Raw genomic sequence first — 12,493 nt, 5'->3', positions numbered from 1 at the left:
GGAAAATCGAACTTGGTGGAGCTGAAAAAGATGTGACTGATAGAATTACAAATTTGGCAAAAAACAATGACAAAATAGCAGGAAAATGCAATGAAATGGAAATAAGATGATATTCCTTTAAAAAGGGAGTATTTGCCGAAAATAAATCTAAAAGAACCGTGAATTGTAAAATATTATCCCATTAAATAGATTGCTTTTTTTGAGCGCGCCTGTATACCAACCAGCTTACCCCTAGCAATACGCTTAGCAAAACTGCCAAAGCAAGGAATTTTTTATTGGGATCATACAAAGGTTCAGACGTACCGATGCCAATCAACCCAGCCCAATAATAGGGATGTACTTCATCATTGGGGTGTTTGCGGAGCAAATCGAGCTTGGCTTGTTGCAAGGCAAGTGGTCTGCTTTGCCCTTTTTTGAGGTTTTGGAAAAAACCAACCACCAACTCTGCGGTCTTTAGATCGTCTACACTCCAGAGGGTGGTCACCACGCTCTGCGCACCGGCATGGATGAATCCATGCGCCAAACTGATGATGCCCTCTCCTTGATGGTAATCGCCGATCCCGGTTTCGCAGGCACTCAATACGACCATTTCGGTTGGAAGCCGCATGGCATAAAGTTCCTGCGTAAACAAGTATTCGTTGCTCAAGGTGTCTTTTTGCTCTGCAAAAGCTAGTGCCGATTGATTGGATAGGTTTCGATAATAAATGCCGTGAGTGGCCAAATGTAAAATGCAGAAATGTGGTGCTTCTTTGTGAAATGCAGACAAACTGGCTGAATTTCCGATCAATACCTTGGCTCCCCACAATTTGTCCAGGTTATTGGATTCGATAGAGGTGTTGTACAAAGGATTCAAGCCCCGGGTATCTCCTTGAAAGTTGGGCGCCATCGACAATAAACTGGGTTTAAAAAGATGGGCATGGCGCTTATGCTCCAATTCCCAGGAGAGACTCCCTGAGTAGTTGTACTGTATGGCGTATTGGCGCAAGAGGTAGGCATGGCTTTTGAACCGGGTGATTTTTTTGGGAAGCCTGGTCAGCAATGCCTCAAAAGGTAGAAAACTCAATGCCCCATCAGGAATAATGATCAGTTCCTTCACCCCATTTAATACGGTGTGCAACGGGGCAAAATAATTGCGATGCAAGCGATAAGATAGCTTTGTCCAGGCGGTAAGATTGCTGTCCAACTGGGGGCCATTTAGGGCTGAATATTGTCGCAAAAGCTCCCGGAAATCAATGACCTCTTGCAGGATTGAACTTGATTTTGGAACAACAAATCCAGTGAATTCTTTTTTGGAAAGGACAAAAATCAAAAATGAGCTTTCGGTTTCAAAATACTCCACCATGGCTTGATGGCGATGCAATAATTTTTTTTGTAAAAACTTTGCAGTGTATACGGTATCGGTGGGCAATTGAATGCCCCTTTTGTTTTGCCAATGCAGAATGGATTTTTGCAAACCATCCAACTGACGCATCAACCCAAGCATTTCTCGTTCCAATTTGGCAGCTTTGTTGGGGCGGTTGAGTTTTTCACTTTCCAGTTCTGCCAAACGGGTGCGCAGTGAATCTGCCATGTTTTCGAGCTTGGGTGGCGCATCAACTTGCGCTTTGGCCTGACTTTTTTGTGCCGCTTCCAGCAATTGAGCGCCTTTGCTTTTTTCACTCAGCAAAAATGCTTTTTCCAAATATTCCTCCTGTTTGGTCTGTTGCCAAATTCTAAAATTGAGTTCAGTCGCTTCGCGGTATAGTGAGTATTGCTGTTCCAACCAATTTTGTCTGGAGTTGGAGCTGGTCATTTGGCTGCGCAAAACCCCCATGAGCTGTAGGGCTTCAGCGTAGGTATTGGCCGCTTTTTTTTGCCAATACAAGGTGTTTAGCTTGCTTTTGGTGCTTAGTGCCTCCGCTTTCCATGTTCGGGCTTGTTGGGCCAAAATTTTCATTACTTCCAGGGTCAATTCGTTGCCCCAATAAGTTTGCCCAGGACGGTAACCGACTGCTTTCAGCGCTTTTTTCAACAAGGCGCTGCTGGCAGAGATTTTGTTGCGCTGGAGTAATATTTCTGCGCTGGTGCGCAAGACCTGTGCATAGCCCAATCCTTTGGTTTGCCCAATTTGTTGCAGGGCAAAAATTGCTTTTTTACTTTGCACTTCGGCTGTATCCAAAAAACCTTGGCCAAGGTAACAGAGCGCCAGGCTGTTGTGAATTTGTGCCAAATCCGGATGCCCTTGAGGATAATACTGGTGCAGGATATTTGCGGCTATGGATAGGTTTAGAATAGACTGCGCAAACTCGACCTTCAAAAGATAACAAACCCCAATATTGCTGTGAATCGAGGCCGCAAAAACCTGATTGCCGTACAGAGATTTTATAGGTTCTAAAGCCGCCAGGTGGTACACCAATGCTTTGTCGTAATTGCCGCTTCTTTGGTAACAAAGGCCAATTTTATGCCAGGCAGCAGCACTGATTGGTTCTTTTTGTCCACCATACAAATACACGGCTTGCTGCAAATAGGGTATGGCTGCGGAAAAATCTCTTTTTTCCAATAAAACTTCACCAATGTTTTCCAAGGTCGGAGCAATAGCAGAATTATTGGGGCCAAAAGCTTTTTGGCGGATGCCTAAAACCCGTTGAAATATGGCCATGGCCTGATCCCATTGCCCCATTTCATACAGTACTTTTCCCAGGTTGTTCAAAGCAGACGTAACCTTGACATGGTTGACCCCGTAGGTTTTTTCCCGAATGGCCAATGCTGCCCGGTATTCTCTAGCGGCTTCCTTAAATTCTCCACTGAAATAGGCACAATTGCCCAGGTTGTTGTGGCTAACGGCTATATCGGCATGGGTTGGAGGTAAGATCGCTTTCCTTATTTTTAATGCCTTTTGGTGCATTTGGCGAGCAACTCCATAATCTCCCAGCTGAATCTGGCAATTGCCAATGTTGTTGTAAGAATCGGCGGTTTTTTCGTGATTGGGGCCAAACAATTGTAGCCGCAACTGCAGGGCACGGCGGTGCCATTGCAAGGCTTTGGAAAAATTTCCACTGTTGAGTGCACATTCTCCCAGTCCATTCCAGGCTTGGGCGATGAGGGGATGTCCCTTGCTTTGAAAAGCCTTGAGTTGTTGAATGGCTTGTTGGTAGTGGTTTACCGCGCTGGAATAATCGGCGACATCCACCGCAATGTCGCCCAATAAAACCAGGGCTCTTGCGGCGATTTCAGGCGCTTGCTGATTTTTTAAACACTGCTTGGCCAATTCTGTCGCATCCTGATATTTCAGAGAATCGAACAACAACTCAGCGCGCTGCAAAACGATTTCAGTGCGATTTTGTCCTAAAATCAGCATAGCCCACAAAAGAAAACTCCAAACCAGTACGCAATGCTTCATCATTTATCGACGTTTCAGAACGTGTTTTGCGCGATTAACACGTTTGCGCATGGGCAAAATAGTTATTTTCGCAAAATATTTCGACAAACCTGGCACATTCTACTGCTCAAAAACACCTTACTCATGAACGCCATCACTTACACAAACGAGTCACTGGTTGCGGCGATCAAAAAAGGCGGCTCGGTTCGACAAATCGCCATCCGCTGGCTTTACGACGATAAAGAATTGCAACTGCGCGTCGTTTCTTTTGTGAAAAACAACCGGGGCAACCAGGAAGATGGTACCGATATGTTTCACGAAGGAATCATCGTGTTGGATCGCAACATACGGGATGACAAATTTCGGGGTGAAGCACCCGTGAAAGGCTACCTCTACTCGATTTGTCGTTTTTTGTGGATGAACCAAATGCGCAAACAAGAACGCATCTCCCTGGTTGATCCCATTAAGCCAGCACAGGAAGAACCGGATTTCGAAACCCCCGAAGTTACTTTTCGCTCAGAAGAGCGTAAAGGACTCTTGAGCCACCTACTTGATCAGCTCGGCGACCAATGCCGAAAAGTGTTGGAAATGTGGAAGTTGTCGTACTCAATGGCGGAAATTGCCGATACCCTGCAACTCAGCAGTGAGGCCAATGCCCGCAAAATTAAGTACCGCTGCCATTTGGCGTTGATGGAATACCTGGACAAAAATCCAAGGATGCTCGAACAACTTAAAGATGTGCTATGAAAATTGAAAATTATTACGACCGCATCGACCAGTACCACGCTGGCGAACTTTCAGACAGCGATAGCAAAAGCTTCGAACAAGAACTGGGCAACAATGAAGAATTGCGCCGCGCCGAAGAACTGTACCGCTTGAGCTTGCAAGTGCTTGATTTTGGTGCCGAAGAAAACTTGCGCAAAGATTTGAAAAAATGGAATAGCGAAGGCAGCACTGTTTCTACAGGTGGGCGGATTGTTTCTTTGCGCCGCCGTTCCTTGCAAATCCTGAGCGCTGCTGCTGCGGTACTTTTGCTGATCTTTGTGGTGCGTTCATTTTTGATGCCACAAGCGAGTACGGATGAATTGTTTGCAAGCTACTACCAAACGCCATCCCAAACCGGTTGGAGGGGAAATGCTGATGGCCAAAATGCCCTGACTTCTGCCAAAAAAGCCTTGGCTGAAGAAAGCTACGCCGATGCGATAGATGGCTTTTCAGAAATTGTGCCAACCGATCCCTTGTACTTTGAAGCCCAGTACTACCTTGGTCATGCCTTAATCGGCTTGAATAACCTGAATGCCGCCAAAAAAGCATTCGAAACGGTAGCCAATTCCGAGGATAAATTCCAGGAAAAAGGGGAATGGAATTACTTGCTGGTATGTATGAAAGCCAAGCAATGGAATGTTGAATGTGAAGCAAAATTGAAAAACATCGCTGCTGATGAAGGACATTCCTTTTATCCAAAGGCCATAGAACTGCTGAAGAAGATGAAGTAAACTTTACACTTGAATGGATTTTTTTTGCAGCTTTGCTGCTTCTTTTTTCTACCACCTAAGTCACTTCAGGCACCTAAGCGTCACCTGAGGGAATACGGTTTGGATTTCTAAAGTGACTCTTAGGTGTCTGAAGTGACTTAGGTGGTGGAAAAAAATGAAATCGTATGCTCTTAATTAAGCTGGAGGAGCTTGTGCCAAAACCACTTCGTCATCCTCGTCTGGCGCTGCCCCAAAGATATGGGTAAGCTCCAGTTCAAAACCTGTCAATACCGTTGAACTGATTTTGCCCTTTATTTCCTGCAGGTCGTGCAACTCGTATCGGTCTGCTTGCATGGTGTAGATTTCGATGCTTTTATTCAGCGGATCTACCAGCCAATATTCCCGGATGGCGAAGCGCTCACAGAGGTCTTTCTTGATGACCCGGTCTTTTTTGATGCTTCCTGGAGAAATGATCTCCACAACCATATCGGGCGCACCATGGATGTAGTCACCATCTTCAATCAAAAAACTGCGCTCGTTGCTGATAAAGGCGAGATCGGGCTGAAAGCCGTTGTATTCGTCCAGGTTGAGGTCAACAGGAGCAGAAAAGATACTTCCAATTGGATTTTTGCGTAAAAAAATCGTCATCTCCGTAAGCAGTTCTCTACTTACCGCTTGATGCATAAGACTAGGGGCAGCACGTTTCATTATTTCTCCTTCAAAAAGTTCGTAGATAAAAGGGTCATTGTCGGCGAGTTCCATTTCGCGAAACATTGACCAGTTTACCTTTTCAATTTTTGGATCAGCAAGAATAATTGCCATGGTTTTTTAATTTCTGTGCACCAATTTAAGACTTTTTTTTACACAGTAGTGGGGCAAAAATAAATGTTCATTTTTTTGAGCCAAAGGATTAGATAAGACACTTAAAATAAAACGTTTACTCATCTAATCCTTTGGCAAAATGAACATTTTATTTTTTTATTGCCCCAAAGAAGTTTGGAGTTCGTTACTTTTGTTGTCATGCCACCACTGAATGTTTTAGACCAGGTTGCTCAAACTACCATTCAGCTCATCCTGCATGAGCCTTTTTATGGGCATTTTTTGACGGGAATGGTCAAGGAAGTCAACCTGCAGATTTCGACCTTGTCTTTAGGCATCAATTCCAATAAAACCACCAAGTTGGCGATTAACCCCGAGCATTGGGAAAAAACCTTGATTACCCCTGCATTGCGCTATGGCGCGCTAAAGCATGAAGTGCTGCACCTCGTTTTTCGCCACGTTTTGCAGGGCAAAATCTATGCCAATCGACAGCTTTTCAACCTCGCGGCAGATTTGGTGGTCAATCAATACCTTGCACCGGATCAATTGTTAGAAGACGCCATTACACTGGTACGATTTCCAGAGCTTGAGCTTCCTCCCTTCCGATCTATTGCCTTTTATTACGACGCCTTGAGCGAAGCCTGGAACAAAACCTTGAGGCGAGGCTTGGTGATTAGCCCAACCTTGTCGCAATTGATGCACCCTGAAAATGGACTTTGGCAAGGCCACGAACTTTGGCCAACTGAAGCCGAACCCCTCAGCGCTGCGGAGCAGACCCTGCTGAATGGCCACATCGAAGACTTGTTACGCAATACCTTGCAACGAATTGGTAGCAAAGGCATGGGTAAACTGCCTGCTGTATTGCAAAATCAATTGAAACTACAAATACGCGATACCGCGCCAACCCTGGACTGGCGGCGTTACCTGCGACTTTTCTTTGGTACAGGACAACGTACTTACCTGAAAAATACCCTCCGCAAACCCTCTCGGCGTTATGGCACCAATCCGGGATTGTGTATCCGCAACAAACACCAGCTCCTGGTTGCAGTAGATACCTCGGGCAGCATCAGCGAAGCTGAATTGCAGGCTTTTTTCCAGGAAATTCACCACATTTGGCAGCAAGGTGCAACCATCAGGATTGTAGAATGCGCTGATCAAATCAACAATACGTACCTTTATCGGGGAAAAAATCCCCAGGCCATCAATGGGGGAGGAGCAACCCTTTTTGATCCTGTCATTGAATTTGCCAACCGACATTCAGATGCGGATGCCGTGGTGTATTTTACCGACGGAGTAGCCCCTACACCAAAAATCCACTGCCGAAAGCCCTTGCTGTGGGTGATTAGCAAAGAAGGTCTTGCCGAAAATTCAAAAGAATGGGATTTGTTGTTAGGGCGAAAAATTAAAATGCTACCAACCGGATGAACACCATGCACGACTATCAATACTACGGAACCAAAGTAAATGCAGTTGAATTGCTTGCATTTATCCAACATGTTCTCCAGACCAACCTGGCATTGGAAGCACAGGGAAAGCGTAAAACGCCCATTTGCATCTGGGGACGGCATGGCATTGGCAAAACCGAGATCGTAGAAGCCCTGGCAAAGCAAAATGGCCATCAGTTGGTGTACATCGCCCCTGCCCAGTTTGAAGAAATGGGGGATCTGGTAGGAATGCCTGCCATTGAAGCAGGCCGCACCGTATTTCGTGCCCCTTCCTGGGTACCCACCCTACCTGGCCCTGGAATCCTGTTGATCGACGATGTCAACCGGGCTGACGAACGCATTCTCCGGGGCATCATGCAGCTCTTGCAAAACTACGAACTGATCAGTTGGAAACTCCCTCCCCAGTGGCAAATCATCCTTACGGCCAATCCCGACGGCGGCGATTATTCGGTTACGCCGATGGATGATGCCATGCTCACGCGTATGCTCCACATCACCCTGGAATTCGATGCAAAAGCATGGGTAAAATGGGCTGAACAAAACGAAGTAGACCCTCGGGGCATCAATTTTGTATTGCTCTACCCCGAAATCATTACCGGACAGCGGACTACGCCGCGTACCCTGGTGCAATTTTTTGAAGCGATCAAACCCATTGGAGATTTGAATGCCAATCTTGGGTTGGTGCGCATGCTGGCCGATTCTTGTCTGGACGAGCAAAGTGCTAGTGCTTTCATCTCTTTTGTAAACCACAACCTGAGCGAGTTGATCACTCCAGAAACCATTTGCAATGCCCGGGATTTTGAAAAAGAGGTATTGATCCCTTTTCAAAAAGTGGCCTTGAAGCAGCCGATTCGGGTAGACATTATCGCGGCGCTGTGTACCAGACTGGTCAATTACCTGTTGAATCAAACCAAGCCAATCAGTTCAAGTCAGTTGAACAACCTCAAGTCTTTTATCAAAATTGATTTTATCCCGAATGACCTTCGGTTTGCGATGGTACAGGAACTGAGCGGGCAGATTAAGGGTTTACTGGCGGATGTTGAACTAGCAAAATTGATCCTGAAGAAGATGTGATTTGTTGGTGTTCTGTTTTGCAGAATGTATTGTCAAATGTTTCACTTTATCTTGGTGTGGAATACAGGATAACGCAGAAACCAAAATGCTTTGACGTATGGAAAGGTGTCTCAATTGAAGCTGGTTTTGTTGAACCTAAGCAAGATACCAATTTTTTAATGATCCATCAGTGCCATCAGTTCGGGGCGTAGCTTTAGCTGGTTGAGCAAAATAGTTGGCGTTACCTGCGCAAATTGTTTGGAATCTTTACACAAATGATAGTAATCGGAATACCCGAATTCCAGGGCTACACTCAACCAATCGACCTCCGGGTGCAATTCCTTGTACTGAAAAGCATTGAAAAAACGATTGATGCGGCAATACAACTTTGGCCCAACCCCCATTCTTTCCTTGAATACCCGTTCAAATTGTCTGGGACTTAAATGAGCTTGATTGGCCAGCCAATCAAGCGAAAACCCTTTCGGTTGCTGGAGCAAAATTTGCCCAATCTGATCAATGCCATGTGCTTCCTTTTTGACCTTTTTGATTTGCTTCAACAAGTAAACTTCAACTCGTTCAATCATCTCTGGATAAGTAAGCGCATTGGCAATTTGATCATTTACATTTTGCAACTCCTGTCCGATAATCGATTCTGCATCGGTAAATTGAGTGGTGAGTTCCTGACTGGAAAACCCCAGCAAGCGGTACAATCCGCCAGGTTGAAAAATGACCATCAACATCAGGAAATCGCCCTCGGTATAGGTTTCAAAATTGAGTCTCCCTACTTGTTGGCCAAAGATGGCGTTACGGGCAACCCTGTAACTGTTGCCCGTAACCAAATCATGTGAATGGATGAATCCCCGCGCAAAAAACGCCAGTGCGTGCTCTATTCTGGCCGGATAAGGTTTGATGTTGTAAGGTGTAGGTGGAAGGTTTGCCAAATGGTAGCTGCGTACCAAATGGCGCAATGGAGCACTGGGTAATATTTCTTGGAAGGGAATCATCATGATAAAATTATTTACATTTTTCCAAGGTATTGATCAATTCTATCGGATTATTTCGCATAGGGTAGTGATCACCATTGAGTTGTACTATTTTCCAGCCCCTTTGTTTGGCCCTTTCCGCAAAAGGGGCGAAACCAGCTTTGCTTACATCTCCATTTGGAGCCATCAAGATATAAAAGGTAGGTATCTTTTTTACCACTGGGTTCTTCACGGACAAGGGTTCGGTGAATGTTTTTAATGGATGGGGTACATCTGAAGGCGGAGTAGCGCTGACTGGGCCAAAAAAATAAGCTACAAATCCATCTTTGGTAAAGGGTTTGGTCATGGCAGTAGACTCGTTTTCACCTCTGGCGGCAAACAGGCTTTCGCCGTCGTTGGGCACAAAAGCATCCAGATAAACCATTTTTGAGATTCGATCCGGCACTTGCTCGGCTACACCACTGATGACCATACCACCGTAGCTGTGCCCGACTAGGATTACATTGTGCAAGTCTTCAAATTTGATGACGTTGACGATGTCGTTGACATGAGTCGTCAAATTGATGTCTGGATTGGCCAAATGCACCCGTTCTCCCAAACCAGTCATGGTAGGACGATAGACAATGTCTCCCTTGGCCGTAAGGATGGAGTCGATTTTCTTGTACTCCCAGCCACCACCCCAGCCGCCGTGTACGAAAAGGAAGGTTCTTGCTGGAGTGGTGGTGCTTTGTCCCCAAAGTTGTGTGCTGAGGAGCACCAATAGCCATAGTTTTGCAATGGTTTTCATGATTTTGGTGTTTTGATTTCCTACAAAACTATGGACTAAAGGGGCGCGGGGACAAGTAAAAAAACGACATCTTTTATTTCAGTGCATCGATGAATTTTGGCAGGACTAAACCGTAAAGGGTATTGCAGTGCAAATTCTTGATGCGAGCGTTCAAGGAGTTTGATTGATTGAGGAGTGCATTTTCAAAGGGGTCATCGCCGATTGTAAATTTTAAAAACGACTGGCTTTCCGCTTTCCAAACGGTATCTATGATGTCGGGCCAGCGCTTTGAAACGAATAAGGAACCATCAGATAGTTGATATATGGTTTGGTTTGTATAAAATTCAGAAACTGCGAATAGTTTCAAAAAAATTAGACATGCTGTTAGGCTATTTTTTTGAAAAAAGTTCAAATGATCTACAATCTTCAATAATGGTTCAATAGCATTATATTTTTTCTTTACGACCTTATTCAAAACATTCTTTCGGATTTTTAGTTAAATTTAGCCAAAGCCAGAAAAATACCAAAAAACAGCAATTTTATGACACTAAGTGGCACTTACACCGTGAATGCTCCCGCCCAAACGATTTGGGACATGATGATGGATCCGGTGGTTTTGGCCAGGATTACTCCGGCCATTACCAAATTGGAGAAAATTGACGATGAAAACTTCAAAGCCATCGCTGAAGTGAAAATTGGCCCGGTAGGTGGCTCTTTTTCTGGCAACCTCAAAATGGTGGATAAAGTCCAACCAGAGTCCTTCAAACTGATCATTCAGCAAAACAGTAAAATTGGCAATGCCGCTGCGGAAGTCAACATGAACATGAAAGCCCTTTCTGACAGTCAGACCGAAGTGAGCTTCACTGGCGATGTGAAACTTTCGGGCATGTTGAACACCATGGGTGGCCGGGTCATTACGCCTGTTGCCAATATGCTGTCCAAGCAGTTTTTTGAGGCGCTGGAGAAAGAAGTGAATGGGTAAGAATAAATGACTAAAAAGCATGCTACGGTTTTCTGATTGGGGCCTACTTTTTAGTTTCTGACAAACTTTAGTTTTTTAGGCTATAAAATTTTAACAAAATCTTGATTGATAGGAATTATTGCGCGATATTAGGTGTTACTAAAATGGCTGTACTGCGTCAAGAATCATGAACATCTATTTGTGAAGAAAATCACCTTGCTTTTTTGGCACAAAGGGAGATATTCAACACACTTTAATACTAAAAGCCATTAGTTACCCATAAACATTATCCCATGCGCACGTTGTTCCTGTTTTCCTCATTGATTTTTTCGGCGATTGATGTTGATCTCCGTTCTGAATTCAAAGTTGCCTCATCGAATGAAGAGCCGACCATTGAAAAGAAAGTTGCTGCTCCCGATCCCGAAAAACCCGCAATTTTAGTTGAAGCTGACTTGAGCTACCTGATGAAAGGTGGCTGGAAAATCTTGTCCATCACTGCCGACAAACCCTGTGATGTCAACGGCGATGGCTACGAAACCACCGATATCCTTTCTGAAACCCCAGTCTGCGCACTGGACGACGTCATGAAAATCTATGCCAATCATACGGTCAGCTTTGACCGCCACAAGCGTTGTGTTGCCTCTGAACGCGCCATTGAGACCTATAAATGGAAACTCAGCAAAGAAGGCGTTTTTACCTTTGTTGATGGCAGCATCGAATCACAAATGATCTTGAAATCAGTGGGCGCCAGTCGCTTGGTGATGTTGATCCCAATGGAAGAAGACGGCGAAATTTTCCATTTCAAAGTGACTTACGGGCAGACCGAGAAGAGTATTCCTGGAAAAATCCTGAAAAATTAATTTTTTGCGTCATACTAATGCGTGAAAATTGGCAGCATCGCTGCTTCTTTTTTCACCACCTCAGATACCTCAGAGTCACCTCAGTTTAGGTTATCGTTACTTAGGTGTTTCTTAGGTATCTGAGGTGGTGAAAAAAAACAGCTCCGTAGCCAATCGATTTTTTTCCAAAACCCTATAAGGGATGACCGAAGTTTTCCAATCCATTCAAGCACTGACTCAATTTTCAACGGCAGAATTGGAGCAGGTTTTACAACGGTTTGAATCCAGAACAATCAAGAAAAAAACCACCTTATTAGAAGCCGGAAAAACTGCCCGTGAAGTCTATTTCATCATCCAGGGTTGTATGCGCTTGTATTACGAAAAAGACGGGCAGGACATTTCTGCCTATTTTTTTACGGAAAAGATGTTTGCCGGAGCATACGACAGTTTCATCTCCCAACAGCCCAGTCGGCATTCCATCGAGATCCTGGAAGATTGTGAAGTATTGGTAATCAACTACACCAACCTGCAAGCCTTGTTTGTGGAGTTTCCCAAAATGAATGAATTTGTGCGCAAGGTTTTGGAAGAGCGCTTTATTTCCTTGCACCAACTCTTTACGGCACAAATCCTGGACAGTCCGGAAGAACGGTATTTGAACCTGTTGAAAGATCGCCCGGATCTTTTAAGCCGCATTCCACAGCATCAAATTGCTACTTACCTCGGCGTCACTCCGGTTTCCTTGAGCCGAATCAGGAATAGGGTGGCCAAGCGCTAAGTTCTTATCTTTTGTTATC

General features: G+C 44.8%; 12 protein-coding genes. 7 read left to right on the top strand and 5 right to left on the bottom strand.

Going from position 1 to position 12,493, the window contains the following annotated elements:
• Nucleotides 1-181: 181 nt before the first annotated feature.
• Nucleotides 182-3,382 (bottom strand): CHAT domain-containing protein, encoded by a 3,201-nt coding sequence (locus ABW391_RS14255; RefSeq protein ID WP_353482556.1) that lies wholly within the window; start codon nt 3,380-3,382, stop codon nt 182-184.
• Between the two features lie 120 nt (nt 3,383-3,502).
• Here ABW391_RS14255 and ABW391_RS14250 point away from each other — a divergent pair, with 120 nt between their 5' ends.
• Together ABW391_RS14250 and ABW391_RS14245 are read left to right on the top strand one after the other, a co-directional pair.
• On the top strand, nt 3,503-4,105 hold the full coding sequence (locus ABW391_RS14250; RefSeq protein ID WP_353482555.1) for an RNA polymerase sigma factor: 603 nt from the start codon (nt 3,503-3,505) through the stop codon (nt 4,103-4,105).
• A complete protein-coding gene (locus ABW391_RS14245; protein ID WP_353482554.1) occupies nt 4,102-4,854 on the top strand; it encodes a tetratricopeptide repeat protein in 753 nt (250 codons plus the stop codon). Before ABW391_RS14250 ends, ABW391_RS14245 begins: the two co-directional genes overlap by 4 nt.
• A 174-nt stretch (nt 4,855-5,028) precedes the next feature.
• On the opposite strand, the gene ABW391_RS14240 is transcribed toward ABW391_RS14245, so the two are convergent.
• Nucleotides 5,029-5,655 (bottom strand): Uma2 family endonuclease, encoded by a 627-nt coding sequence (locus ABW391_RS14240; RefSeq protein ID WP_353482553.1) that lies wholly within the window; start codon nt 5,653-5,655, stop codon nt 5,029-5,031.
• 198 nt (nt 5,656-5,853) lie between these two features.
• Between ABW391_RS14240 and ABW391_RS14235 the strand changes: the two genes are divergently transcribed.
• On the top strand, nt 5,854-7,077 hold the full coding sequence (locus ABW391_RS14235) for a vWA domain-containing protein (RefSeq protein ID WP_353482552.1): 1,224 nt from the start codon (nt 5,854-5,856) through the stop codon (nt 7,075-7,077).
• Entirely contained in the window at nt 7,074-8,171 is a 1,098-nt protein-coding gene (locus ABW391_RS14230) for an AAA family ATPase (RefSeq protein WP_353482551.1), read from the top strand. The genes ABW391_RS14235 and ABW391_RS14230 overlap by 4 nt, the downstream gene beginning before the upstream one ends.
• A gap of 155 nt (nt 8,172-8,326) precedes the next feature.
• Here ABW391_RS14230 and ABW391_RS14225 read toward each other — a convergent pair whose 3' ends face one another.
• From ABW391_RS14225 to ABW391_RS14215, 3 genes are all read right to left on the bottom strand, one after another.
• A complete protein-coding gene (locus ABW391_RS14225; RefSeq protein ID WP_353482550.1) occupies nt 8,327-9,157 on the bottom strand; it encodes a helix-turn-helix domain-containing protein in 831 nt (276 codons plus the stop codon).
• Between the two features lie 7 nt (nt 9,158-9,164).
• Nucleotides 9,165-9,920, bottom strand: a complete 756-nt coding sequence (locus tag ABW391_RS14220) for an alpha/beta fold hydrolase (RefSeq protein ID WP_353482549.1) — start codon at nt 9,918-9,920, stop codon at nt 9,165-9,167.
• Between the two features lie 73 nt (nt 9,921-9,993).
• Nucleotides 9,994-10,374, bottom strand: a complete 381-nt coding sequence (locus ABW391_RS14215) for a hypothetical protein (protein ID WP_353482548.1) — start codon at nt 10,372-10,374, stop codon at nt 9,994-9,996.
• Between the two features lie 66 nt (nt 10,375-10,440).
• Between ABW391_RS14215 and ABW391_RS14210 the strand changes: the two genes are divergently transcribed.
• The 3 genes from ABW391_RS14210 to ABW391_RS14200 all read left to right on the top strand — a co-directional run bounded on the left by ABW391_RS14210 (nt 10,441) and on the right by ABW391_RS14200 (nt 12,474).
• Nucleotides 10,441-10,881, top strand: coding sequence for an SRPBCC family protein (locus ABW391_RS14210; protein ID WP_353482547.1), 441 nt, complete (start codon nt 10,441-10,443; stop codon nt 10,879-10,881).
• Nucleotides 10,882-11,153: 272 nt separating this feature from the next.
• Nucleotides 11,154-11,720 carry a hypothetical protein gene (locus ABW391_RS14205; protein ID WP_353482546.1) on the top strand — a complete coding sequence of 189 codons (567 nt, stop codon included), beginning with the start codon at nt 11,154-11,156 and terminating at the stop codon, nt 11,718-11,720.
• Between the two features lie 181 nt (nt 11,721-11,901).
• A complete protein-coding gene (locus tag ABW391_RS14200) occupies nt 11,902-12,474 on the top strand; it encodes a Crp/Fnr family transcriptional regulator (protein WP_353482545.1) in 573 nt (190 codons plus the stop codon).
• Nucleotides 12,475-12,493: the final 19 nt, after the last annotated feature.

The sequence above is a fragment of the Haliscomenobacter sp. genome (assembly GCF_040403615.1).
Taxonomy (GTDB): domain Bacteria; phylum Bacteroidota; class Bacteroidia; order Chitinophagales; family Saprospiraceae; genus Haliscomenobacter.
This window is presented reverse-complemented; position numbering and strand designations above follow the sequence as displayed.

Excerpts from the sequence above, each read along its gene's own strand:
- ABW391_RS14240 (WP_353482553.1), bottom strand. The coding sequence starts at position 5,655 with ATGGCAATTATTCTTGCTGATCCAAAAATTGAAAAGGTAAACTGGTCA.
- ABW391_RS14250 (WP_353482555.1), top strand. The coding sequence starts at position 3,503 with ATGAACGCCATCACTTACACAAACGAGTCACTGGTTGCGGCGATCAAA.
- ABW391_RS14225 (WP_353482550.1), bottom strand. The coding sequence starts at position 9,157 with ATGATGATTCCCTTCCAAGAAATATTACCCAGTGCTCCATTGCGCCAT.
- ABW391_RS14230 (WP_353482551.1), top strand. The coding sequence starts at position 7,074 with ATGAACACCATGCACGACTATCAATACTACGGAACCAAAGTAAATGCA.
- ABW391_RS14245 (WP_353482554.1), top strand. The coding sequence starts at position 4,102 with ATGAAAATTGAAAATTATTACGACCGCATCGACCAGTACCACGCTGGC.
- ABW391_RS14235 (WP_353482552.1), top strand. The coding sequence starts at position 5,854 with ATGCCACCACTGAATGTTTTAGACCAGGTTGCTCAAACTACCATTCAG.
- ABW391_RS14200 (WP_353482545.1), top strand. The coding sequence starts at position 11,902 with ATGACCGAAGTTTTCCAATCCATTCAAGCACTGACTCAATTTTCAACG.
- ABW391_RS14205 (WP_353482546.1), top strand. The coding sequence starts at position 11,154 with ATGCGCACGTTGTTCCTGTTTTCCTCATTGATTTTTTCGGCGATTGAT.
- ABW391_RS14210 (WP_353482547.1), top strand. The coding sequence starts at position 10,441 with ATGACACTAAGTGGCACTTACACCGTGAATGCTCCCGCCCAAACGATT.
- ABW391_RS14220 (WP_353482549.1), bottom strand. The coding sequence starts at position 9,920 with ATGAAAACCATTGCAAAACTATGGCTATTGGTGCTCCTCAGCACACAA.
- ABW391_RS14255 (WP_353482556.1), bottom strand. The coding sequence starts at position 3,382 with ATGATGAAGCATTGCGTACTGGTTTGGAGTTTTCTTTTGTGGGCTATG.